This window comes from Actinoplanes octamycinicus, assembly GCF_014205225.1.
GTDB classification, from domain to species: Bacteria; Actinomycetota; Actinomycetes; order Mycobacteriales; family Micromonosporaceae; genus Actinoplanes; species Actinoplanes octamycinicus.
This window is the reverse complement of record NZ_JACHNB010000001.1, coordinates 8039752-8061235: the sequence shown is the minus strand read 5'-3', so window position 1 is coordinate 8061235 and position 21484 is coordinate 8039752. Positions and strand designations below refer to the sequence as shown.

At 72.2% G+C, this 21484-nt stretch carries 22 protein-coding genes; 9 read left to right on the top strand and 13 right to left on the bottom strand.

Going from position 1 to position 21484, the window contains the following annotated elements; all coding sequences use genetic code 11:
- Positions 1–53: 53 nt before the first annotated feature.
- Complete coding sequence (locus BJY16_RS36475; protein WP_185044106.1) at positions 54–443, bottom strand: hypothetical protein; 390 nt, start codon at positions 441–443, stop codon at positions 54–56.
- 114 nt (positions 444–557) lie between these two features.
- Here BJY16_RS36475 and BJY16_RS36470 point away from each other — a divergent pair, with 114 nt between their 5' ends.
- The 4 genes from BJY16_RS36470 to BJY16_RS36455 all read left to right on the top strand — a co-directional run bounded on the left by BJY16_RS36470 (position 558) and on the right by BJY16_RS36455 (position 3323).
- Positions 558–1331 (top strand): class I SAM-dependent methyltransferase, encoded by a 774-nt coding sequence (locus BJY16_RS36470; RefSeq protein ID WP_185044105.1) that lies wholly within the window; start codon positions 558–560, stop codon positions 1329–1331.
- A gap of 25 nt (positions 1332–1356) precedes the next feature.
- Positions 1357–2187, top strand: a complete 831-nt coding sequence (locus BJY16_RS36465; protein ID WP_185044104.1) for an LLM class F420-dependent oxidoreductase — start codon at positions 1357–1359, stop codon at positions 2185–2187.
- A complete protein-coding gene (locus BJY16_RS36460; RefSeq protein WP_185044103.1) occupies positions 2184–2573 on the top strand; it encodes a TIGR03668 family PPOX class F420-dependent oxidoreductase in 390 nt (129 codons plus the stop codon). Before BJY16_RS36465 ends, BJY16_RS36460 begins: the two co-directional genes overlap by 4 nt.
- A gap of 72 nt (positions 2574–2645) precedes the next feature.
- Positions 2646–3323, top strand: a complete 678-nt coding sequence (locus tag BJY16_RS36455; protein ID WP_185044102.1) for a DUF998 domain-containing protein — start codon at positions 2646–2648, stop codon at positions 3321–3323.
- Between the two features lie 229 nt (positions 3324–3552).
- On the opposite strand, the gene BJY16_RS36450 is transcribed toward BJY16_RS36455, so the two are convergent.
- The gene (locus tag BJY16_RS36450) at positions 3553–4134 is read right to left on the bottom strand and encodes a TetR/AcrR family transcriptional regulator (RefSeq protein WP_239177330.1); all 582 of its coding nucleotides are present in this window, start codon (positions 4132–4134) and stop codon (positions 3553–3555) included.
- A gap of 99 nt (positions 4135–4233) precedes the next feature.
- Here BJY16_RS36450 and BJY16_RS36445 point away from each other — a divergent pair, with 99 nt between their 5' ends.
- Positions 4234–5196 carry a glycoside hydrolase family 113 protein gene (locus tag BJY16_RS36445; protein ID WP_185044101.1) on the top strand — a complete coding sequence of 321 codons (963 nt, stop codon included), beginning with the start codon at positions 4234–4236 and terminating at the stop codon, positions 5194–5196.
- Positions 5197–5247: 51 nt separating this feature from the next.
- Here BJY16_RS36445 and BJY16_RS36440 read toward each other — a convergent pair whose 3' ends face one another.
- Positions 5248–6663, bottom strand: coding sequence for an NAD(P)/FAD-dependent oxidoreductase (locus tag BJY16_RS36440; protein ID WP_185044100.1), 1416 nt, complete (start codon positions 6661–6663; stop codon positions 5248–5250).
- Between the two features lie 80 nt (positions 6664–6743).
- On the opposite strand from BJY16_RS36440, the gene BJY16_RS36435 reads away from it, so the two are divergent.
- Positions 6744–7445 carry a TetR/AcrR family transcriptional regulator gene (locus BJY16_RS36435; RefSeq protein ID WP_185044099.1) on the top strand — a complete coding sequence of 234 codons (702 nt, stop codon included), beginning with the start codon at positions 6744–6746 and terminating at the stop codon, positions 7443–7445.
- Between the two features lie 346 nt (positions 7446–7791).
- On the opposite strand, the gene BJY16_RS36430 is transcribed toward BJY16_RS36435, so the two are convergent.
- The 7 genes from BJY16_RS36430 to BJY16_RS36400 form a co-directional block, all read right to left on the bottom strand.
- Positions 7792–8589, bottom strand: a complete 798-nt coding sequence (locus tag BJY16_RS36430) for a hypothetical protein (protein ID WP_185044098.1) — start codon at positions 8587–8589, stop codon at positions 7792–7794.
- A gap of 348 nt (positions 8590–8937) precedes the next feature.
- The gene (locus tag BJY16_RS36425; RefSeq protein ID WP_185044097.1) at positions 8938–10170 is read right to left on the bottom strand and encodes a hypothetical protein; all 1233 of its coding nucleotides are present in this window, start codon (positions 10168–10170) and stop codon (positions 8938–8940) included.
- Positions 10171–10186: 16 nt separating this feature from the next.
- Positions 10187–10828 carry a ThuA domain-containing protein gene (locus BJY16_RS36420; protein ID WP_185044096.1) on the bottom strand — a complete coding sequence of 214 codons (642 nt, stop codon included), beginning with the start codon at positions 10826–10828 and terminating at the stop codon, positions 10187–10189.
- A gap of 9 nt (positions 10829–10837) precedes the next feature.
- Complete coding sequence (locus BJY16_RS36415) at positions 10838–12193, bottom strand: hypothetical protein (RefSeq protein WP_185044095.1); 1356 nt, start codon at positions 12191–12193, stop codon at positions 10838–10840.
- Positions 12190–12612, bottom strand: a complete 423-nt coding sequence (locus BJY16_RS36410; protein WP_185044094.1) for a retropepsin-like aspartic protease — start codon at positions 12610–12612, stop codon at positions 12190–12192. Before BJY16_RS36410 ends, BJY16_RS36415 begins: the two co-directional genes overlap by 4 nt.
- Positions 12609–12848, bottom strand: a complete 240-nt coding sequence (locus BJY16_RS36405; RefSeq protein ID WP_185044093.1) for a hypothetical protein — start codon at positions 12846–12848, stop codon at positions 12609–12611. Before BJY16_RS36405 ends, BJY16_RS36410 begins: the two co-directional genes overlap by 4 nt.
- A gap of 51 nt (positions 12849–12899) precedes the next feature.
- Positions 12900–15176: a putative bifunctional diguanylate cyclase/phosphodiesterase gene (locus BJY16_RS36400; RefSeq protein WP_185044092.1), complete on the bottom strand. Its 2277-nt coding sequence runs from the start codon at positions 15174–15176 to the stop codon at positions 12900–12902.
- A gap of 112 nt (positions 15177–15288) precedes the next feature.
- Here BJY16_RS36400 and BJY16_RS36395 point away from each other — a divergent pair, with 112 nt between their 5' ends.
- From BJY16_RS36395 to BJY16_RS36385, 3 genes are all read left to right on the top strand, one after another.
- On the top strand, positions 15289–16137 hold the full coding sequence (locus BJY16_RS36395; protein WP_373873441.1) for an alpha/beta fold hydrolase: 849 nt from the start codon (positions 15289–15291) through the stop codon (positions 16135–16137).
- 66 nt (positions 16138–16203) lie between these two features.
- Complete coding sequence (locus tag BJY16_RS36390) at positions 16204–18129, top strand: helix-turn-helix domain-containing protein (protein WP_185044090.1); 1926 nt, start codon at positions 16204–16206, stop codon at positions 18127–18129.
- 95 nt (positions 18130–18224) lie between these two features.
- On the top strand, positions 18225–19586 hold the full coding sequence (locus BJY16_RS36385; RefSeq protein WP_185044089.1) for an MFS transporter: 1362 nt from the start codon (positions 18225–18227) through the stop codon (positions 19584–19586).
- Here BJY16_RS36385 and BJY16_RS47875 read toward each other — a convergent pair.
- The 3 genes from BJY16_RS47875 to BJY16_RS36370 are packed head-to-tail and all read right to left on the bottom strand — an operon-like array spanning position 19567 to position 21448.
- The gene (locus BJY16_RS47875) at positions 19567–19995 is read right to left on the bottom strand and encodes an Lrp/AsnC ligand binding domain-containing protein (RefSeq protein WP_185044088.1); all 429 of its coding nucleotides are present in this window, start codon (positions 19993–19995) and stop codon (positions 19567–19569) included. The genes BJY16_RS36385 and BJY16_RS47875 overlap by 20 nt on opposite strands.
- A complete protein-coding gene (locus tag BJY16_RS36375; RefSeq protein WP_185044087.1) occupies positions 19893–20825 on the bottom strand; it encodes a pyridoxamine 5'-phosphate oxidase family protein in 933 nt (310 codons plus the stop codon). The genes BJY16_RS47875 and BJY16_RS36375 overlap by 103 nt, the downstream gene beginning before the upstream one ends.
- Entirely contained in the window at positions 20822–21448 is a 627-nt protein-coding gene (locus BJY16_RS36370; RefSeq protein WP_185044086.1) for a hemerythrin domain-containing protein, read from the bottom strand. Before BJY16_RS36370 ends, BJY16_RS36375 begins: the two co-directional genes overlap by 4 nt.
- Positions 21449–21484: the final 36 nt, after the last annotated feature.

Below are 21484 nucleotides of genomic sequence, written 5' to 3'. Positions count from 1 at the left end.
TCCCCGTGCGGACATGGCGGACTCGATGCGCTGCTCACCGCACGAAGCGATCCTCAGTGTGGCTCCTGGTCGGCCCAGCGGCGCGCCGTCGCTGCCTCGTCACGATGCCGTCGCGCCTCGCGCCGATGTGCCTCCGCCTCCTCCGGGAACTGCTGCGCCGCCTGTTCATGCAGCTCGGCTGCATGATCGTGACTCGCCGCCGCATCGCGATGTGCTTGAGCGGCCCGCTCGGCACTCCGCCTCGCGTGCTCCCGGGCGCGGACCAACCGATTCTCGCCGGTCACCGGCGGAACCTCCGCGACGCCCTCGCCGATCATTTTCATGTACTCGTGGAGCTCAGCGGCTCGACGCCCCGCCTCCGCAGCCCGGCGCGCGGCACGTTCTCCGCGGACCGCCGCCTCCTGGGCCAGCCGAGCATGTCTGTCCTCGTCCTCCTCAGCCATGCCCACCATGGTGGCATCCGAGAGGCTCTCCGGCTCCCGGCGCTTTCGTCGCCGGCGACCTCCGCCGTGATGTGATGGGCGAGATCGGAGCTGTCCGGCCACGGGAGGAACCGCATGACCTTCGACCAGCGTGCCGCCGGTTATGCCCGGCACACCTGGCACGTCCGTTACGCCGAGCGTCTGGTCGAGCTGGCCGCCCCGGTGCCCGGCAGCCGGGTCCTGGACGCCGCCACCGGCACCGGCCTCGCGGCGATCGCGGCCGCCCGGGCGGTCGGGCCGCAGGGCCGGGTGACCGGGGTGGACATCTCCGCCGCGATGCTCGACCAGGCCCGGCAGGCGGTCAGCGCGCCGAACGTCGAGCTGGTCAAGGCCGACGCGAGCCGGCTCCGGCAGTTCCCGGACGGCTCGTTCGACCTGGTGCTCTGCTCGGCCGGGCTGCTCTACCTGCCGGTGCACACCGCGCTGCGGGAGTGGCGCCGTCTGCTCGTCCCGGGCGGCCGGGTCGGGTTCTCCACCATGCACGACGGCTTCCCGGTCGCCGCCCGGGTCTTCCGGAAACTGGCCGCCGGTTTCGGGCTCGACCTGGCCGACCCGGCCGCGCCGCTGGGCACCCCGGACCGCTGCGAGCAGGCGCTGCGCAACGCCGGTCTGGAGCCGGCCGAGCAGGTCGTGGAGACCGTCGAGTTCAGCGCCGCCGACCTGGAGCACGCCTGGGAGGCGCATGCCCACGGCCCGCACCAGGCCGCGCTCGCCCTGCTCACCCCGGCCCAGCTCGCCGAGTTCCAGCAGTCCTACACCGGCGCGCTCACCGACCTGCGCGCCACCGACCCGGACACCCTGCGCACCGCCCGGGTGATCTACGCCTTCGGCCGCAAGCCCGCGGCGTGATCGGTCCGGCCATAGGGTGGACGGCATGGAATTCGGTGTCGGTTACTTCCCCACCCACGACGCGGTCCGCCCCGGCGAGCTGGCCCGGCGCGTCGAGGAGCGCGGCCAGGACGCGCTGTTCTTCGCCGAGCACACGCACATCCCGGCGAGCCGGGAGAGCCCGTGGGGCGGCGGACCGCAGCTGCCCCGGAAGTACTGGCACACGTACGACCTGTTCGTGGCCCTGACCGACGCCGCCGCGGCGACCCGGCGGCTGCGCATCGGCAGCGGGGTCTGCCTGGTGGTCGAGCGTGATCCGATCACCACCGCCAAGGAGGTCGCCTCGGTCGACCACCTGTCCGGCGGGCGGCTGGAATTCGGCGTCGGAGCCGGCTGGAACCGGGAGGAGATGGCCAACCACGGGACGGACCCGCGTACCCGGATGCGCTTGCTGGCCGAGCGGATCCGGGCCATGCAGGCGATCTGGACCGAGGACGAGGCGTCGTTCAGCGGCGAGTTCGTCACCTTCGACCGGATCTGGTCGTGGCCCAAACCGGCCCAGAAACCGTGGCCGCCGGTGCTGGTCGGCGGCGACGGCCCGACCGTCTTCGACCGCGTGCTGGCCTGGGGCGACGGCTGGTTCCCGAACTACAACGACCGGGACCTGCTGCCCCGGATCGCCGAGCTGCGTGCCCGCGCCGACCGGCCGGTCCCGGTGCAGGTCATCGGCGTCCCGCCGGACGCGAAGGTGCTCGAGCAGCTGGAGGCGGCCGGCGTGCACCGGGCCACCGCCTGGCTGCCGTCCGGGCCGTGGAGCGTCGTCGAGGCCACCCTGGAGAAGTGGGAGCGCGCGATCGGCGAGTTCACCCGCCGATGACGCCGGCCGAGCGGTTCGCGAGCGTCCGGGTGGCCCGGCTGGCCACGGTCACCCCGGACGGCGCGCCGCACCTGGTGCCGATCGTCTTCGCGCTGGTCGGCGACGTGCTGCACACCGCGGTCGACGGCAAGCCGAAACGGCACCGGCGGCTGCGGCGGCTGGCCAACGTGGAGCACGAGCCACGGGTCAGTGTGCTCGCCGACCACTACTCCGACGACTGGGACCAGCTGTGGTGGGTGCGCGCCGACGGCCTGGCCACGGTCACCGACGTGCCCGAGCCGGCCCTGCTCGCTCGCTACCCGCAGTACACGGTTCAGCCGCCGCCGGGCCCGTTCCTGCGCATCGAGGTCACCCGCTGGACCGCCTGGGCGGGGTCCGGGGGGTAGAGCTAGCCACACCCCGGAGTCGGCATCCAGCGGTAGTGCCCGGACCCCCGCACCGTTGATCTACTCAATGGCATGCCGACCACCTCCCGGACCACCCTCGGAGCCCTCTGCTGGGCCGCCGCCGCGCCGCTCTTCCTGATCGCGAACCTCGTCGTCGGGCTCGCCTGGACCGATCCGGCCTTCAGCTGGATGACCAACAACGTCAGCGACCTGGGCAACGTGACGTGTGGGGTCTGGGACACCACCCGCCCCCGGTACGTCTGCTCGCCCTGGCACGACGCGATGAACGTCGCCTTCGTGCTGACCGCCGCCCTGCTCGTGGCCGGTCTGGTGCTGACCTGGCGGTCCTGGGGCGCCGGCCGGTCGGTCCGCTGGAGCCGGCGGCTCGTGCTGGCCGGCGCGACCGGTCTGGGCCTGGCCGGCGCGTTCCCCGCGGACGTCAACGAGAACCTGCACCTGCTCGCCGCCCTGCTCGTCTTCCTGGCCGGAAACGCCGGTCTGGTCGCCGCCGCGTGCGTGCCCCGCGGCACCCTCCTCGCCCCGCTGCGGCCGGTCACCATCACGCTCGCCGGACTGGGCGTGATCGGCAGCGTCCTGTTCATCGCCCAGCAGGGCCCGCTCTTGGGCATCGGCGGCATGGAGCGCCTCTCCGTCTTCGCCCTCCCGGTGTGGGCCTGCGTCGCCGGCCTCCACCTGCACCTGACCGCCCGCCGCGCAGCCGCCCCGAAACCCGCCGCCGCGCTCGTCTGACAGCGACCTGGACCGCTTTCCGCTCACGGAAGCGGTCCGTCGCCGTTCAACCATTTGCTCGCGTACGCCCGCAAGCACCCCCGCTCGGACAGCCCGCGATGCAACGGCCGGTGAGCGCCCGACCGGCCGGCGAATGGCAGCTGAGACGGCCCGGATCGAAAGCCTGGCCGGGGAGCGGTGAGGGCCGGGGCGGCCTCTGCCGGGGGAGTGGCTCCAGACGGTGCGGGGTTCAGCGAGCGGGGGAGCGGTTGCGGATCAGTGGCAGGAAGACCTCGTCGACGATCTCGACCAGGGCGTCGTCCGGGGCGGTGGGGGTGCCGCGGGTGATGAACTCGTTGCGCAGCAGGACCATCGCGACCGTGGCGACCCTGGGGTGCAGCGCCTCCGGTGAGGCCTGGCCGCGGGCGATCGCCCGGCCCAGGATGATCAGCCACGGGGCGGCCATCGCGTCGGCGGACTGGTCGGTGAGCCGCGCGGTGGCCCCGCCGGCGGCGGCCAGCAGCTCGCGCAGGATCGCGCCGAGCGGCGAGCTCCAGTGCCGGTTGGCGCGGCGCAGCATCTCCAGCGCGTCCTCCCGCAGGTCGCCGGTGTCCGGCGGCGGCACCGTGCGGGCAATCTGCCGGTAGGCGGCGATGCCCAGCGCCAGCCGGTCCGGCCAGCGGCGGTAGAGCGCGTTCTTGTTGGTGCCGGCCCGCTTGGCCACCGCGTCCATGGTCAGCCCGGCATAGCCCGACTCGATCAGCTGTTCGGCCGCCGCCTGCAGGATCGCCTCCTCCAGCGCCGCTCCCCGCCGCCGGACCCGTTCCACCACGATCAACCCCCTTGACGGTACGGATCGTACCCTGCCACGCGACTTGTCCACGCTGCCGACGTGCGCTTAAGGTACTGGTCGTACCCTAAGGAGGTTGTCTTGCGTGCGAACGGGATCAGTTACGACACCGGATGGGTGATCGGCAAGGAGCTCGGGCGGCCAGGCTTCACGCGCGCGGCGGTCGAGCGCGACCTGCGGGTGATCCGGGACGAGCTGCACTGCACCGCGGTCCGGGTGATGGGCGGCGATCCGGACCGGCTCACCCTGGCCGCGTCGATCGCCGCCGACCTGGGCTTGGAGGTGTGGTTCTCGCCCTACCCGCTGGAGCTGACCGAGGACGAGATGCTGGCGCTGTTCGCCGAGTGCGCCGGCCGGGCCGAGGCGCTGCGGCGGCGCGGCGCCGAGGTGGTGTTCGTGACCGGCGCCGAGCTCAGCCTGATGAACCGGGACTTCCTGCCCGGCGACGACGTGGCGCAGCGGGTCGCCGGGATGCGGGCGAACCTCGGCACGGTGCGCGCCCGGGTCAACGAATTCCTGGCCCGGGCGGTGGCTCTGGTGCGGGAGCGGTTCGGCGGCCGGGTGACCTACGCGGCGGTGCCGTTCGAGCAGGTGGACTGGGCGATCTTCGACATCGTGTCGCTCGACCTGTACCGGTCGGCGGCGATCGCGGACCGGTTCGCCGAGGGTATCCGGACGCTCGTCGCGCAGGGCAAGCCGGTGGCGATCACCGAGTTCGGCTGCGCCACCTATCGGGGCGCCGCGGATCGGGGCGCGGAGGCGCTGGACATCGTCGAGTACGACCCGGTCACCCGGGCGCCGCTGCGGCTGACCGGGAACCATGACCGCGACGAGGCGGAGCAGGCGCGCTACCTGCGGGAGGTGCTCGCCGAGTTCGATGCCGGTGGGGTGGACAGCACGTTCGTGTTCAGCTTCGCGCTCTTCGACTTCGCCGGTGAGCTGGATCTCGCCAGTTACGGGATCGTCCGGGTCGCCGGCGACGGACGCGACGAGCGGTGGGAGCCGAAGGAGGCGTTCGCCGCGGTCGCCGAGGCGTACGCGTAAGGCCGAGGTGACGGCCCGCGGGACAGCGGGCCGTCACTGGAGAAGCGGACCTCAGGAATCGAAGGAGAAGCCGAGCAGATTGGCGGTCTTGAGGATCAGGCCGTCCCGGCCGCCGTTGCGGTCGGCGCGGGCGATGGCGCGGCGGATCACCTGGACGGCGGGGTAGGCGATCGGCTCCGGCGGGATCGGTAACGGGCGTTTGGTGGCCATCCGGAGCCGGGTGCGCGGGGTGTCGGCGCCGGCCAGCAGTTCCAGCATCACTGTGCCGGCGAATCGGGTGGCGGCCACGCCGAGGCCGGTGAAGCCGCCGGCATAGGCGACCTTGTCACCCATCGCCAGGCCCTGGAACGCGGCCAGCTGGGTAGACATGTCGATCATGCCGCCCCAGGCGTGGCTGAACTTGATGTCGCCCAGCTGCGGGAAGGTGCGCAGGAAGTGGTCGGCGAGCCGGGCGAAGGTCTCCGGCCGCTGGTCGAACTCCGGCCGGATGCCGCCGCCGCGGTGGTAGACCGCGTCGTAGCCACCCCAGAGAATGCGGTTGTCGGCGGTTTTCCGGTAGTAGTGGAACTGCCGCGAGGCGTCGCCGATGCCGAACCGGCCGTGCCAGCCGATCGCGTCGAGCTGAGCCGGCGTAAGCGGCTCGGTCATCAGCACGTAGTCGTAGATCGGGATGGTCAGGAACCGGTTGCGGCGCAGCAGCGACGGGAAACCGTTGGTGGCCAGCACCACCTGCCGGGCGCGGATCGTGCCCATGCCGGTGGTGGCCCGGACCGTCCGGCCACGGTCGGTGAGCTTGGTCACCGGGGTGTGCTCGAAGATCCGCACGCCGAGCCGTAGGCAGGCCGCTTTCAGGCCCCAGGCCAGTTTCGCCGGGTGGACCAGCGCGGCACCGGACTCCTTCAGGACGCCGGCCCGGTAGAGCGGCGAGCGGACCAGCCCGGCCAGCTCCTCCCGGTCGTAGAAGCGGCCCGGCATCTCACGCAGCTCGGCCAGCTGGTGCCGCTCGGTGGCGACCTCCAGCGAGCCCTCCTCCTCCCACTCCGCGTCGATGTCGTGCCTGGTCAGCGAGTCGCGGAAGCCGGCGAAGTTCTCCTGGGCGAGGGTCTCCAGGACGTCGAGGTCCTCGGCGAAGTACCGCTGCCCGTTCTGCCGGCCGTGGGTGAGGCTGTCGTCGACGAACCCGCCGTTGCGGCCGCTCGCCGCCCAGCCGATCTCCGAGCCCTCGACCAGCACCACGTCGCGGCCCGGGTCGGCCTCCTTGGCCTGCAGCGCGGTCCACAACCCGCAGTAACCACCGCCGACGATCAGCAGGTCGGTGTCGAGGGTGCCGATCAGGGACGACTGCGGGGTGGGCCGACCGGGATCCTCGAGCCAGAACGGCGTCTGGGCAGCGTCGGCGAGAGCCGCACGGATGCGCTTCTCGTCGGTGCGAATATCGAGGTCGTAGGCCGGTGTGTCCGCCCGCATGCTGATCCTCCCTGGTCAGAGCTCTAGGAAAGCGAACCGGCTATGCTTAGGTCAATGCGTTGACATAAGGAGTTCCAGCGATGGCGACGACCCGGGGCAGTTCCCTGAGGGTCCGGCGGCGGCCCACCCGCAGCGGAGTGGTCCTCGAACCGGACATGATCATCGATGCCGCGCTGCGTCTGATCGAGGCGCCCGGCGGCAACGCGCTCACCGTGCGTCGCCTCGGCGTCGAGCTGGGCGCCGACCCGTCCGCGATCTACCGCTACTTCCGCGACCTGGACGCCCTGCTGATCGCCATTTCCGACCGGCTGATCAGCGAGAGCCTGTCCGGTTTCGATCCGGGGCCGGACTGGGCGGCGTCACTGCGTGAGCTGGGCGAGCGGGTGCACCACTCGATCGTCCGGCACCCGCGCCTGGCCACCCTGCGGGCCAGCCGCTTCACCACCGGGCCGAACGAGTTGCGCGGCGACAACATCGGCGTCGGTTTGCTGCTCAGTGCCGGTTTCCCGCCGGCCGAGGCGGTCCGGCACTACGCCGACTTCATCGACGCGGTCCTCGCCCTGGCCGCGATCGACGCGGTCGAGCTGACCCCGGCCCAGCAGCAGGCCGAGGAGGAGGGTTTGCGGCGCGCCTATTCGTCCCTGCCGCCAGGTGAATACCCCCACCTGGTCGCGGTCCGCGACCATTTGCCGTCGGTCACCGAGTCCCCTTTCCCCGGCGTTCTGGACAAGCTGATTTTCGCCCTGTCCCACCTGGCTCCGAATGGTGCGGGGGCCGGTTAGGAGCCGGCGATTCCCGGGGCCTCGACAAAGGTTCGCGCGGGTCTCCTCGACGAAAACATTCTTGGCGGTGAGCGCCTGCTCGACCGCCGCCGGATCGACGGTGTGGCCGTGATAGGGCCAGCTTCTGGAGGCCAAGGGCAACCATCGGCGCGGCGCGGGCCAGGCCTGGCCCATCCGCAAAGCCGCCCTGCCACCCACCCGGAGAAGCCCGTCGTGGGTGACGGATCCGGCGCGGTCGGCCAAGAACAGTTTCTGCCGCTGAGCAGCCCGGACGGCTGCCTGACGGAAATGAACAGTTCGTGCTGCCCTGAATCGGGTGAGCGCCGGCAGCGGTGATGAAGCCGGGCTATTTCACGCGCGCTTGGGCGCACACGTTGATCAGGGCCTGGGCGCGCGACAGTTCCGTGGGAGTGAACGCGAGGGCGGGGCGCGAGACGTACAGTGGCTGCCCGTCCGGGCCGTGCAGTTTCGCCGTGGTGGCCGGGTCGAAGCTGCCGGGCTCGACCGCCATGGCGTCGGCCGACAGCAGGCTGAGCAGGGCGGGATGCAGCATGGTGGGCTCGCGCAGCACGCGTGCGGTCAGGCTCAGGGCGCGGGTGGCGGGGTCGACCAGGTCGTGGGCGTCGGCGTGACCCGCCCGGGTCCGGGTGCCGCCGCCGGCCTCGACCGCCGCGATGACCTGCTGGGAAGTCACCGCGCGGGGAGCTGCGATCAGCAGGTCGTCGACCGCGCTGTGGGCGTTCGGGTGCACCTGGATGGCGAGGATGTTGACGTCCAGGCGTGCGAGTTGTCCGCTGAGCGCGGCGAGGCTGCCCGGTCGGTCCGGCAACGTCGTGCGCAGCCGCAACAGGTTGCGGTCGCCCGCCGGGACGGACAACAGGTCTTGCATCACCGCCACCCGCGCCCGCGTGGCGGCGGTCTTGGTGCGGTGCCGGGCACTCCACCAGCGGTGCAGCAGCATCACGGCGATCAGGGCGGCACCGCTGACGACCAGGATGGCCGCCCCGTCGGCGTGATGACCGACCATGCCGACGAACAGGTGTGCCAGGCCGGCAGCGACGAACACGGCACCCAGCTCGATCACGTCGGCCGCCCACGACACGTGCGAGTCCGGGCTGTCAGCAGTCCTACGAAAGGGCCTCATGACGGACAATCCTGGATCGACCACATGTCAATCACGCGCAGCGAATGTATCGAGCGGGAAAAAATTCACCCCACTGGCCACCATTCTCGGTATCGGCGCCACTTTCTCGGGTAGCTTCCGCCGCTGGACGTGATGGTAGGCACTCCTACTGGCGGCGCGTCGAAAATCGCAAATGACGCCCTGTGATTATCGCCGCTCCGGCCAGCGCCGGAAATACGCAGTATTTGGGGGCGCAGTCCATCTGCGCAACGGTGACCCCTACCCGCGGCTGAGGCGCCAGCCAGAGGGCGGCGGCGCAGCGCGGTCGCGTACCGGAAATCGGTGTGAAGCCGGAGGGAACGGACTCGGTCAGCGGAGGGCGCGGTCGATGCGCTCGTGGAAGCCGAAGACGCCGAACTTCACCAGGCCGGCGAAGAACATCCGCAGGCCCGCGCTGGAATGGTAGGCGCGGGACGGCTCGACCAGTTCCGCGGCGAGCTGGGACCAGCGCAGGAAATCCCACGCCTGGAACTCGTAGTCCTGACGGGGGCGGTGCGCGATGATCGATTCCAGTTCCTCCCGGTCGAGCGGCAGGTGGACCAGGGCGATCAGGCCGATGTTGAGGCGTTCGCTCTCCAGGAAGACGGCGAGCGCGCGGGACTGCGCCTGCCGGGCCTCGTGCGCGGACAGCCCGAGCTCCTCGACCAGTGCCCGGCACACCCAGCGGTCCAGCACCTCGGCGTCGGCGGCGTTCAGGTCGTCCTTGGCCAGCTGTTCCTCCAGCGAGCAGGACCAGGCGCCGGGCTCGTAGGCGACCTTGTGGCTGCGGTGGGTGAGCAGGATCCAGCCGTCCGCGGTGACCACGGTGGCGTGCAGCGCGAAGATGTGCGGGTAGCGGAGCCGTCCCTGCAGGGTCTCGCCGACCAGCCGCTCCCGCTGATCGTTGTCGGCCGTCACGGCACGGTTCACGTAGACCGCCTGGGCGTACGCCGTCTCCTGCACCCGCAGCCGCAGCCCCGGATCGTCGACGAACGAGTCCGGGTTCTCCATCAGCCGGAACTTCTCGCCGCGAGCGATCCGGTCGTCGTCGGTCGCGGCCAGCCACCGCTCGAAGGCCGCCGCGTCGTCCTCCCGGGCGAAGGCGAACACCGTCGGGTCCAGGGTGATCCGCACCTCTGACGACCGCCAGCCCTCGGTGATCTTCGGGCAGCTCTGCAGGACGAGCTGGCTGCCCCAGGCGATCCGGCCGGCGCTGAACCGGCGGGCCGCCGGGTCGATGTAGGCCGGCAGCCGGCGGGACAGCCGGACCGCCTGCGAGGTGTTGCCGGTGACCGCGCGCAGCGTGACGTAGAGCAGCGGGACCAGGATCAGCAGGGCGGTCGCCACGATGTTGATCCACACGATCGGGCCGCGGTCCAGGCCGTACAGGCCGGTGAAGACGTCGCCGAAGTCGCGCTTGCCCGGGTCGGAGACCTCGTTGACCACCAGGCCCAGCAGGAACGCCGAGACCAGCGGGATGGTGGTGATCATCCGGCCGGTGACCCGGGTCAGCGCCTCGAAGAAGCGATAGATGATCGGGAATCTGTCGATGCGTCGCGCCACACGCACAGTCTGGCGGTCAGGCGCCACCCGCGGCGGCCCACAGCAGTCCGCGTTCGATCATCGTGCGGGTCGGCGGCACCAGCAGGTCGGCCGGGCTGTGCCCGAGCGTGTGCACGAAGACCCGCCCGGCCCCGAACCGCCGCGTCCAGGCCACCGGCAGCACCGCCCCGGCGGTCTCCGGCGCGCCGTGCGCCCCGGTGAAGGTGGTGGTCGCCAGCACGGTCAGGGTGGGGTCGACGTGCATGAAGTACTGCTCGGTGTGCACCGCGTAGTCGCTCAGCCCGGCGGTGATCGGATGCTCCCCGGCGATCTCGACGGTGTAGTCGACGAAGTCCCCGGGATGGCAGACGAACCGCCCGCCCACCATGAACTGGTAGTCCGGCGCCTCGTAGCCGGTCGCCACGATCCCGCCGTGCCACCCGGCAAACCCGGCGCCCGCGCGAACCCGCTCGACCAGGCCTTTCTCCTGCTCCGGGGTGAACCGTGCGCCGGTCCAGCACTGCACGATCAGCTGGTAGTCACCGGGCTCGGCATAGGCGTCCAGGGTGTCCGCCACCCGGATCGCGAACCCGTTGTCCGACAGGAAGCCCCGGAACAGGTCGGTGGCGGCGACCGGCTCGTGCCCGGCCCAGCCCCCGCGTACGATCAGCGCTCTCACCCCTCGAACCTACTGGCCGGACGGAACCGCGCCGGTCACCGGCCGCCAGGCGTCCGGGCCGCGCAGGTACAGCAGCAGCGTGAGCAGCGCGGCGACCTGGGCCGAGCCGAAACTCGTCGCGGCGAGGGCGAGGTAGTCCTTGACGTCACCGAACACCGGGTTGGGCAGATAGAGCGAGGCCAGCACGGTGAGCACGGCGGCGGCCATCAGCACCAGCCCGCCGAGCACGACCGGGAGGGCGTAGCTCGCGTACCGGACGCCGGTCACCGCCGCCGAGGCGGCGCGGCGGGCCTGGTCGGCGATGGTCACCGGCAACGCGCTCCCGGCGAGGATGGCCGCCACCATCGGAGCATTGTCCGGGGCGGTGTAGCTCCGGACAGTTCCCACCCACTGCTCCAGCTGCCTGAGGTAAGCGTCGATGCCGGTGACTTTCAGGTCCTTGGTCAGCTTGTCGGCGAGGGCGACGATGTTGTCGGTCTTCCGGATCAGGTCGGGATCGCTGATCTGTTTCTTGAGCGCGGTGATGAGCCGGTGGAACTCCGTGAGACCGGCGACCGCTCGGTCGACCGCGGTGAGCAGCAGCTCCGCCGGACACACCGCCCGGTTGCCGTCGTCGGTCAGCAGATCCGCGGCGAGGACCTCCTGACCGCGAGCGACCTCATGCTGTGCCTCCGTCTTCAAGGGACAGCCGGGCAGGTCGGCGATCGCCTGGCCGAGCCTGGTACGAATGGCGCGGACCTCCGGCACACCTTCTCGTCGCGCCCATTGGATCCGGTTCAGGGCGAAGGCTTTCCCGTAGCGCCCGGCCGCGGCGTCCGCCCAGGCCGGTAGTCCACCGATTCCGCCGGCCCTCCTCAGTTCCCGCCACAGCGCGCCGACGGTCATCCAGGCGGGTGCCCAGGTCCCGACGAGCCACGCCACACCGACGGCGAGGGCGAAGACACCGGTGGCGACGAGGGCGGGGAGCCACCACGGATGTCGGGCCTGTGCGGTCAGCGAGACCTCGGTGCGGTCCCCGAGCAGCGTGCCCGTGTACTTGTCACCCGCGGTGAGCCCGGTCAGCCGCACGCACCACCGGTCGCTGCCGAAGCCGAGCGTCCGGTCGCCGCGGGCGCCGCAGGTCCGGTTCGGGTCCGCCCGTGCCGCGACCGCGACCTGCTTCAAGCCCTCGGCGTTCACCAGGTGGCCCGCTCCGGCGGGCGGCGGGCCGTCGGCCAGCAGCACGAAGCTGCGGTCCGCCGGTGCGATCAGAGTGGTGGAGTAGGTCAGGCTGCCCTTGCGGGGCGCCGACGCGGCGCCGCCGGCCAGCACGGCGACAAGAAGGCCCACGGTGCCGGCGAACGCGGCCAGCCGGCGACCGGTCATGTGTGTTTCCAGCCACGGGAGTCGAACCCCAGGTCGAGGCTCCTCGGCGCGCTGAGCAGGACGTCACGACCGAGGATGGCCGGGCCGTTCCCGCCGAACAGGACCGCGCCGGTCACCGTGGTGCCGGCGAAGGACAGCTGGACGCCGCTCTGTTCGCCGTAGATCGCCCAGGCGCCGTCGGCGAGCTGGAAGCGGCGCGGGGGCAGCTGGACCGGGATGATCCCGAGATCCGCCGCGGTGCCGGTGTCCAGAACGGTGAAGTCGGCGCCGGTGTCGACCAGGCAGAGGACCCGATGCGACCGCGTGCCGTTCCACCAGACCGCGACCTCGGCCCAGGGCCGGGCCACGGCGGCCGCCGGCCGGCCGCCCGGACCACTCAGGTACGGATGCCGGTCACAGGCGTACACGACAGTCGTCATGGCAGCTCCGGCCGGCCCATGACATAGACGTACAGCGGCGTGAACGCCTCGGTCCCGAGGTTGGCGGCCAACTGTTCGACGCTGGGGTTCCAAGCGACCACCGACCGTCCGTAGACGGCGATCCACTGGCCGGTGAGATCGACCGGCGGCGCACCCAGCGTGGCGCGGTACTCGTGCAGGCTGGCGTAATTGTCCCAGAGCCACTGCTCCTCGACCGAGGTCTCATGTTCCGGCATGACCACCAGTGAACACCGGTGCCCGGCGGCCGGGAATTCTTCAGTCCTCGATCAGGCGGCGCGAGCCGTGGCGAGCAACGACTCGTGGATCGCGGTGGCCGGCTGCGGGCGGGCGAAGTGGTAGCCCTGGGCGAACCGGTAGCCGAGCACGTGCAGCCGGTCGGCCTGGTCCTGGGTCTCCACGCCCTCCGCGACGGCGCGCAGGCCGAGCGTGGACGCGATGCCGCTGAGCGACGCCGCGATCGCCTCCTGCTGCGGGCTGCCGTTGAGCTCGTCGATGAACGACTTGTCCACCTTCAGCGTGGTCACCGGGCAGGTGCGCAGCAGCGTGAGCGACGAGTGGCCGGTGCCGAAGTCGTCCAGCGCGATGCCGACGCCGAGCCCGCGCAGCGCGTGCACGGTCTGCAGCGCCGGGCCGCCGGCGAACACCGCGGTCTCGGTGATCTCCAGGGTGACCTGCTGCGCTGGCAGGTCGTGGCGGCGCAGCACCTCGGCGACCAGGGCCGGCAGCTCCGGGTCGAGCAGCTGGCGGGCCGAGACGTTGACGCTGATCCGCGGGGCGGCGTCGCCGAAGCGGTGCCGCCAGGCGGCCGCGTCGGCGCAGGCGGTGTCCAGGATCCAGGCGCCCAGGTCGACGATCATGCCGGTCTGTTCGGCGACCGGGATGAACTCGGCCGGCGACACCGGGGCGCCGCCGCTGTCCGGGAACCAGCGGATCAGGGCCTCGACGGCGCTGATCCGGCCCAGCGGCAGCTCCACGATCGGCTGGTAGAACAGCCGGAACTCGCCGTTCTCCAGACCCCGGCGCAGGGCCGCGGCCAGGTCCGCGTGGTGCTGGGCGGAGGCGTCCAGCTCGCCGGTGTACCGCTGCTGACGGTTCGTGCCGACCCGCTGCGCGGCCTGCAACGCCAGCTCGGCGCGGCGCAGCAGATCGGGCACCGTCTCGCCGGACCCGGCGGCCGAGCCGACCGTGACGGTGACCAGCAGGTCGTGCTCGCCCACCGGCAGCGGCGCCTGGAACGCCTGGACCAGGGCCACCGCGAGCCGGTCGCCGTCGGCGAGCGGGTGACCGGCCGGCAGCAGCACCCCGAACTCGTCGCCGAGCAGCCGGGCGACGTGCGCCGAGCCGCCGACGGTCAGCGCGATCCGGTTCGCCGCCTGGCGCAGGATCTCGTCGCCGGTGGCGTCGCCGAGCCGGTCGTTGAGCGCCGCGAACGAGTCCAGGTCGCAGACCGCCACGGTGGCGCCCTCGTGGTGCTGCCGCAGCGTGCCGGTGAACGCGCGGCGATTCGGCAGGCCGGTCAGGTCGTCGTGCCGGGCCTGGTCGGCGAGCTGGCCGGCGAGCAGGCTGTTGTCCTTGAGCGCGGCGTGCTGCCGGACGAGGACCAGCACGATCAGCACCACGGCGCCGGCCGCGAGCCCGCCCGGCAGGGAGCCGGTCAGCAGGGTCACGGCGAGCAGCATGACCACGGTGACGCCGACCGCGACGTACGGGATCCGGCTGATCCCGGGCGTGTCGGCGTCGTCCTGGACGACCGGGGTGTCCGGCCGGCCGGCCAGGTTGGCCCGGATCTGTGCCCGCGCGGCCAGCGTCAGCAGTACGGCGAGCGGTGGGATCACGACGACGATGGCGTTCAGGTGTGGCCAGCGCTGGAAGACCGGGGCCATCAGCATCGACGCGGGGCCGAGCAGGCCGACCGGGCTGAGCATCCACAGGGCCGGTCCGTGGACCGGGCCGGTGCCGCTCATCCCCACCTTGACCACCGCGGTGACCGCCGCGCAGGCGGCGGCCAGCACCAGGATCCGCAGCGCGGTGGCGACCGCGCCGTTGTTCACCGGGACCGGCAGCAGCGCCACGCCGCGCAGCATGATCAAGCCGGAGGCGACCGCGACGACGGTGGTGTCCAGCCACAGCGCCACGGTGGCCCGCCGGGTACGCCGCCGCCGGGACGGCAGCAGCAGCAGCGCGAGTACCGCGAGGGTCACCGCGGCCAGGTAGAACCCCCCGCTCAGCGGGGTCATGGTCAGGAACGCGCCGGGATGGCTCAGCAGCTCGTGAGCCTGCCCGCCCGTGCCGATGCCCAGCAGAGCCACCGCGCCGCCGAGCCGCCACCAGAAGGCCCGGGCCGCGCCGGTCCCGGTGCCGGCCGCCAGCCAGCAGGCGCCGACCGTGGTCGCGGCGGCGGCGAAGGTCAGCGGCCAGAGCGACCAGGACGGGACCGGGACGAGCGTGCCCAGCACGCCGATCAGCACGGTGGCCGCCAGCCAGCCACCGGCAGCGCCGGCGAGCAGGCTGGCCGTGCGGGCGGGCCGGGACGGGAGACGCATGACCCGCCTATCGGCAGCCGCGCCCCGGCACGGAAGAGTTACCGGATGCGGCATCGGTCACTCCATCCGGGGTAAGACCCGGTGGATGTTCGACGGATTTCGACTCGATCGCGTGGATGTCGGCGAGGTGACCCTCCGGGTCCGGTACGGCGGCGACGGCCCGCCCGTGGTCCTGCTGCACGGGCATCCGCGCACCCACACCACCTGGCACGCGGTCGCCCCGCTGCTCGCCGCCCGGCACACCGTGGTGACCCCGGACCTGCGCGGCTACGGCGGCTCCACGCTGCCGCCGGACGAGCTGGACCACGCCCAGTCGTCGAAGCGCGCGATGGCCCGCGACGTGGTCGCCCTGATGTCCGCGCTCGGTCACGACCGGTTCGCGGTGGCCGGGCACGACCGCGGCGCGCTCGTCGCCTTCCGGACCGCGATGGACCACCCGGACCGGGTGACGCACCTGGCCGTGCTGGACGGCCTGCCGGTACTGGAGCACCTGGAACGCACCGACGAGACGTTCGCGAAGACCTGGTGGCACTGGTGGTTCCTGGGTCAGACCGAGAAACCGGCCGAGCCGATGATCAACGCCGACCCGCAGGCCTGGTACCGCCTTCCCGGCCCGGAGGTGCTCGGCGCCGGCAACCACTCCGACCTGTGGGCCGCGCTGATCGACCCGGCCGTGGTGCACGGCATGTGCGAGGACTACCGGGCCGGCCTGGGCGTCGACCGCGAGCACGATGCCGCCGACCGGGCGGCCGGCCGCCGGGTTCGCTGCCCGGCGCTGCTGCTCGAATCCGCCCGCGACGACCTGGACGTCCACGGCGACCCGGCGGCGATCTGGGCGCCCTGGCTGGACCGCCCGCTGCGGCACCGGGTCGTCGACTCCGGCCACCACCAGGCGGAGGAGGCGCCCAGTCAGGTGGCCGAGGCGCTGCTCGACTTCCTGACATGTGCTCCGCAACCATGATCGGTCGCGCCCGGGTGGGCGAAACCCACATGTGACGTCCGGCACCCGGCCTCGTAGGGTGTCGCCATGAACGCGCCGGTGAGTGGACTTGAATACTTGGATCTGCTCGCCCGGGAGGCGGCCCTGGTGGAGTTCGAGCGGCCGCTGATCGCCGCCCGGTCGGCCGGCGCCGGCACCGCCGAGCTGGAGGAGCTGGAGCAGGCGAAACTGCTCGCGCTGCGGGTCCGGGCCCTGCTCGAGCGCCGCCGGCGCCGCGAGGAGGAGCTGTCCGCGCTCTACGACACCGCCGGTGACCTGGCCGGGCTGCGCGACGTGGACGCGGTGCTGCGGGCCATCGTGCACCGGGCCAGGACGCTGCTCAACGTCGACGTCTCCTACATGACGCTGAACGACGCCGAGCGCGGCGACACCTACATGCGAATCACTGACGGGTCGGTGGCGGCCAGCTTCCAGAAGCTGCGGCTGCCGCCCGGGGCCGGCCTGGGCGGGCTGGTCGCGCTGACCGGCACGCCGTACGCGACCGCGAACTACCCCCGCGACGCCCGGTTCGCGCACACCACCGACATCGACATGGGCGTCGGCGACGAGGGCCTGATCGCCATCCTGGGCGTGCCGATGCGGCTCGGCTCCACGGTGATCGGCGTGCTCTTCGCGGCGAACCGGGCGGAGCGGCCGTTCGCCCGCGAGGAGGTCGCGCTGCTGCTCTCACTCGCGGCGCACGCGGCGGTCGCGCTGGACACCGCCCGGCTGCTCAGCGAGACGCAGACCGCGCTCGGCGAGCTGTCCGCGGCCAACGCGACGATCCAGGCGCACAGCCAGTCGGTGGAGCGGGCGGCCGCCGCACACGACCGGATGACCTCGGTGGTGCTGCGCGGCGGCGGCGTCGACGACGTGGCGGCCGACCTGGTCGACGTGCTGCAGGGCGCGCTGCTGGTGATCGACGCGCAGGGCCGGACGTTGGCCACCGCCCGCAGCGCCGGCCGGGACGTGCTGATGCCGGAGCCGGACGAGACCACGGTGGGCGAGGCGGTCGCGGCGTCCCGCGGCGAGGGCCGCAGCGTCCGCCGCAACGACGTGGTGATCGCCGCGATCGTGGCCGGCGCGGACAACCTGGGCGCCCTGGTGTTCCGCCCGGCCGAGCCGCTGGAGGCCGCCGACCAGCGGATCCTGGAGCGCGCCGCGCAGGTCACCGCGCTGCTGCTGCTGTTCCGGCGGACCGTGGCGGAGGCCGAGGCGCAGGTCCGCGGCGACCTGCTGGACGACCTGATCAGCCGCCCGGTGCGGGACCCGGAGGCGGTCCGCGACCGGGCCGCGCGGCTGGGGCTGGACCTGGACGCGCCGTACGTGATCGTGGCGGCCGGCGACGACCCGGGGGAGGGGCTGCGCCAGCGCGCGGTCTCCTGGGCGCGCACCTTCGTCGCCAACCGGCGCGGCCTGGCGATGACCCGGGACGGCCGGGTCACCCTGCTGCTGCCCGGCGAGGACCCGGCCGGCACCGCGAAACAGGTGGCCCGGGAGCTCGGCCGCGCGCTGGGGCGGCCGGTCACCGCGGGCGGCGCGGGTCCGGCCCGCGGCGCGGCCGCGGTCGCGCCCGCGTTCCGCGAGGCCGACCAGTGCCTGAGCGCGCTGATCACTCTCGGTCGTGCCGGGTCCGGGGCCGGCACCAAGGACCTGGGGTACGTCGGCCTGCTGCTCGGCGAGCGCCGCGACGTCCCGGGGTTCGTGCGCGGCGTGCTGGGCCCGGTGATCGACTACGACCACCGCCGGGGCACCGCGCTGATCGCCACCCTGGAGGTCTACTTCGACCAGGGCGGCGGGCTGGCCAAGGCGGCCGAGGCGCTGCACGTGCACGTCAACACGGTCACCCAGCGCCTGGACCGGGTCGCCCAGCTGCTCGGCGGCGACTGGCAGCACCCGCGCCGGGTGCTCGACGTCCAGCTGGCCCTGCGCCTGCACCGGCTCCGGGCGCCCCTGGAGCCCGACCACACCTAGAGGCATGGCGATGTGTGGATGCCATCCATGGGCTTCCCGGCCCGCGGGGACGTAGCGTCCCGTTACCTACGTCACACCTGTTCGAGAGGATCCACATGTCAGCCACCGCGACACGTGCCCCGATAGTCAAGGTCGTCTTCGCCTCCCTGGTCGGCACCGCCGTCGAGTGGTACGACTTCTTCCTCTACGGCTCGGCCGCCGCCCTGGTCTTCGGCACCCTGTTCTTCCCGAAGTCCGACCCGGTCACCGGCACCCTGCTGGCCTTCGGCACCTACGCCCTCGGCTTCGCCGCCCGGCCCCTCGGCGGCGTGATCTTCGGGCACTTCGGCGACCGGGTCGGCCGCAAGAAGATGCTGGTCGTCTCGCTGCTGATGATGGGCGTCGCGACCATCGCGATCGGCCTGCTGCCGACCTACGCCAGCATCGGCCTGGCCGCCCCGATCCTGCTGCTGGCCTGCCGGCTGGCCCAGGGCTTCGCGGTCGGCGGCGAGTGGGGCGGCGCGGTGCTGATGGCGGCCGAGCACGGCGACGACGCCCGGCGCGGCTTCTGGTCCTCGTGGCCGCAGGCCGGCGTCGCGCTCGGCAACCTGCTCGCCACCGGCGTGCTCTGGCTGCTCGCCCTGGTCCAGTCGGACGAGGCGTTCAACTCCTGGGGCTGGCGGATCCCGTTCCTGCTCAGCGCGGTCCTCGTGCTGGTCGGCCTCTGGGTGCGGCTGAGCATCGAGGAGTCGCCGGTCTTCCAGGAGGCGCTGGCCTCGCGGGCTCAGACGGTCAAGGAGCACCAGCCGCTGCTCGAGGTGGTCCGGCGCTACCCGCGCGAGGTGCTCATCGCGATGGGTATGCGGCTCGCCGAGAACATCGGGTACTACCTGGTCACCGTCATCTCGATCACCTACCTGACCACGTTCGCCGGGACCGCCTCGGACAAGAGCAAGATCCTGACCGCGCTGCTGATCGGCTCCGCCGTGCAGTTCGTGGTGGTCCCGCTCTTCGGCGCGCTCTCCGACCGGGTCGGCCGCCGCCCGCTCTACCTGACCGGCGCGATCGGCCTGGCCCTCTGGATGTACGTCTTCTTCGGCCTGCTGGACACCAAGTCCGAGCCGCAGATCATCCTGGCCATCCTGGTCGGCCTGCTCCTGCACGCGCTCATGTACGCCCCGCAGGCCGCCTTCTTCTCCGAGCTGTTCGGCACCTCGGTGCGCTACACCGGCGCCTCGGTCGGCTACCAGCTCGCCTCGATCCTGGCCGGCGCGCTCGCCCCGATCATCGCGCTGAAGCTGCTCGGCGACGTCGAGGCGCCGAACACCACGGCGGTCGCGATCTACATGACCGTCGCCAGCGTCCTCACCGTCGTCTCGGTCCTGTTCGCCAAGGAGACCGCCCGTTCCTCGCTCCGCCACGACCGGGTCCTCGACAACGACGCCGAGCCGGCGGTCGTCACGGAGAAGGTGCGCTGAGCCGCTGCACCAGCGCGGTGACGCTGCGCGGGGCCACCTCCTTGAGAACCAGCGAGGTGCTGCCGCGGACCACGCCCGGGATGGCGACGATCGACTCCGTGATCCGGTAGAGGTCGTCGGTGTCCCGGGCCACCACCCGCGCCAGCAGATCACCGTCGCCGGCGCAGCCGGGCGTGCACCGTGTTACGGGCCAGGCCCACTCCCGGCGGTCCCGGCACTCCCTGGAGGTGGCCGGCTCGCTGGTCCTGGCCGAGGCCGAACTCGGGCGATCCGGTGGCCGGGAGCGGGCGGTGGACGTTGCCGCTGTCAGGACTGGATCCCCGCCCGGATCGCGCGGTAGGCGCCCCACGGGATGGCCGGTCGGGCCAGGTTGCGGCGCGCAAGGTACCGGCGAGTGGTCGCCTGGCATTCGCGTCCGATCCTGATCGGCTCGAACACGCTCCGCCGGTGCCGCTGGCCCGGTTCGACCAGCCGAGCCGGCGCCAGCAGCCAGCCCTTCCCGTCGGCCACCAGATGTCCTCGGATGTTTGCGTTGTGCAGATTCCACAGCTTGTCGTCGTGGCGGTGGACCAGCAGACCGGCCGGCCCCTCGCGGACCGGTACATCGTCGGGCACCGCGACCCGATAGCCGTCCGGTTCGGCGGTGACCGAGGTGCGTACCAGCACCGGAGCGCCGAGCGCGTCGGTGGCGGTCAGCACCACCGATCGGTAGCGCGACACCACCTCGGCTCCGGTCAGCCGGGTGCCGGCCGGCACGGCGTTGGTGGTGGCCGGCAGCGCCCGGGTGGTTACGGCTGTGGGGTGCACGGTGATGAGCAGCCGCATGAAGTAGAAGTCGGCCATCACGGTCGCCGGCCAGTTCAGGTACTTCTGACTCGACGGCTGTCGCTGCATCAACCGGGCCCAGAGCCGGCTCAGGTCACCGACCGGATCGACGTGGATCTCGTCCGGGCAGGCCGCGACGCCCTGGACGAGGATCTGCTCGGGGGTGTCCAGTCCGCTCGCGGTGGGATCGGAGAAGAGCAGGGCCACCCGGCCGTCCCGGCGGATGTTGAACGCCTTCTGCGGGTAGCCGAGCGACGTGGTCAGCAGGAACGTCCCGTCGTCGCGTCGCAGCCCGGAGGTGGGCCAGGCGACCGGTGAGCCGCTGCTGGTCAGGGTCGCCAGCTCGCAGGTGCGGTAGGCGTCGAGCACGGCCGGCAGGGCGCGCACCGCGCCGTGGCGGGGTTCGCGGCTCATGCTTGCTGTCCGCTCACCGAGGCGCGCCAGGTGCGGTACTGCCGCTGCCCGATCAGCTTCCAGGCGATCCGGCCGGCGAGCGGAACCTTCTTCATGAACTCGGCGCGTTCCTCCGGGGTCGCGTCCTCCAGGATCGCGCCCAGGGCCAGGAACACCTTGTTCTTGGGCATGTTCTCCAGACCGTTCCTGCCGACCCGTTCCCATTCGGCGAGGGCCAGATGCTGCTCGACCAGCGGCATCACCTTCGTCTCCTCGTCGGTGAGGTGCTGGTGCAGGACGCGCTGGTGTTCGGTGAGGGCGGTGATCAGGGCGGCGCGGTCCGGGTCGGCCGCGGTGCCCGCCCAGCGCGGCAGCAGTTCCTCGACCGTCGTGAGGGTGTCGTCGAGGTCCCGGTGCTGTCGTTCCATCAGCGACACCAGGTCGTCGTGGAGGCGGGCCCGCTCGTGCAGCAGGGGCCAGATCAGCTGGTCCTCACCGCTGTGATGGTGATGCAGTCCGCCGATGTACTCGCGGATGACCTCGGCCAGTTGCCGGGCCCGGGCGACGTCTCCGGTCGCGGTCGCGCCGACGTAGTGCTGCAGCTGGGCCGCTTCCCGCCGGAACACCCGGTGGATCATGATCATTTCCTGTGTGTACGGCGTACGGATGGCGGACACGAT

Bases quoted from the DNA above. Each gene is read 5' to 3' on its own strand.
- BJY16_RS36475 (WP_185044106.1), bottom strand. From the start codon at position 443: ATGGCTGAGGAGGACGAGGACAGACATGCTCGGCTGGCCCAGGAGGCG.
- BJY16_RS36470 (WP_185044105.1), top strand. From the start codon at position 558: ATGACCTTCGACCAGCGTGCCGCCGGTTATGCCCGGCACACCTGGCAC.
- BJY16_RS36465 (WP_185044104.1), top strand. From the start codon at position 1,357: ATGGAATTCGGTGTCGGTTACTTCCCCACCCACGACGCGGTCCGCCCC.
- BJY16_RS36460 (WP_185044103.1), top strand. From the start codon at position 2,184: ATGACGCCGGCCGAGCGGTTCGCGAGCGTCCGGGTGGCCCGGCTGGCC.
- BJY16_RS36455 (WP_185044102.1), top strand. From the start codon at position 2,646: ATGCCGACCACCTCCCGGACCACCCTCGGAGCCCTCTGCTGGGCCGCC.
- BJY16_RS36440 (WP_185044100.1), bottom strand. From the start codon at position 6,663: ATGCGGGCGGACACACCGGCCTACGACCTCGATATTCGCACCGACGAG.
- BJY16_RS36435 (WP_185044099.1), top strand. From the start codon at position 6,744: ATGGCGACGACCCGGGGCAGTTCCCTGAGGGTCCGGCGGCGGCCCACC.
- BJY16_RS36430 (WP_185044098.1), bottom strand. From the start codon at position 8,589: ATGAGGCCCTTTCGTAGGACTGCTGACAGCCCGGACTCGCACGTGTCG.
- BJY16_RS36415 (WP_185044095.1), bottom strand. From the start codon at position 12,193: ATGACCGGTCGCCGGCTGGCCGCGTTCGCCGGCACCGTGGGCCTTCTT.
- BJY16_RS36410 (WP_185044094.1), bottom strand. From the start codon at position 12,612: ATGACGACTGTCGTGTACGCCTGTGACCGGCATCCGTACCTGAGTGGT.
- BJY16_RS36405 (WP_185044093.1), bottom strand. From the start codon at position 12,848: ATGCCGGAACATGAGACCTCGGTCGAGGAGCAGTGGCTCTGGGACAAT.
- BJY16_RS36400 (WP_185044092.1), bottom strand. From the start codon at position 15,176: ATGCGTCTCCCGTCCCGGCCCGCCCGCACGGCCAGCCTGCTCGCCGGC.
- BJY16_RS36390 (WP_185044090.1), top strand. From the start codon at position 16,204: ATGAACGCGCCGGTGAGTGGACTTGAATACTTGGATCTGCTCGCCCGG.
- BJY16_RS36385 (WP_185044089.1), top strand. From the start codon at position 18,225: ATGTCAGCCACCGCGACACGTGCCCCGATAGTCAAGGTCGTCTTCGCC.
- BJY16_RS47875 (WP_185044088.1), bottom strand. From the start codon at position 19,995: ATGCCAGGCGACCACTCGCCGGTACCTTGCGCGCCGCAACCTGGCCCG.
- BJY16_RS36375 (WP_185044087.1), bottom strand. From the start codon at position 20,825: ATGAGCCGCGAACCCCGCCACGGCGCGGTGCGCGCCCTGCCGGCCGTG.
- BJY16_RS36370 (WP_185044086.1), bottom strand. From the start codon at position 21,448: ATGATCATGATCCACCGGGTGTTCCGGCGGGAAGCGGCCCAGCTGCAG.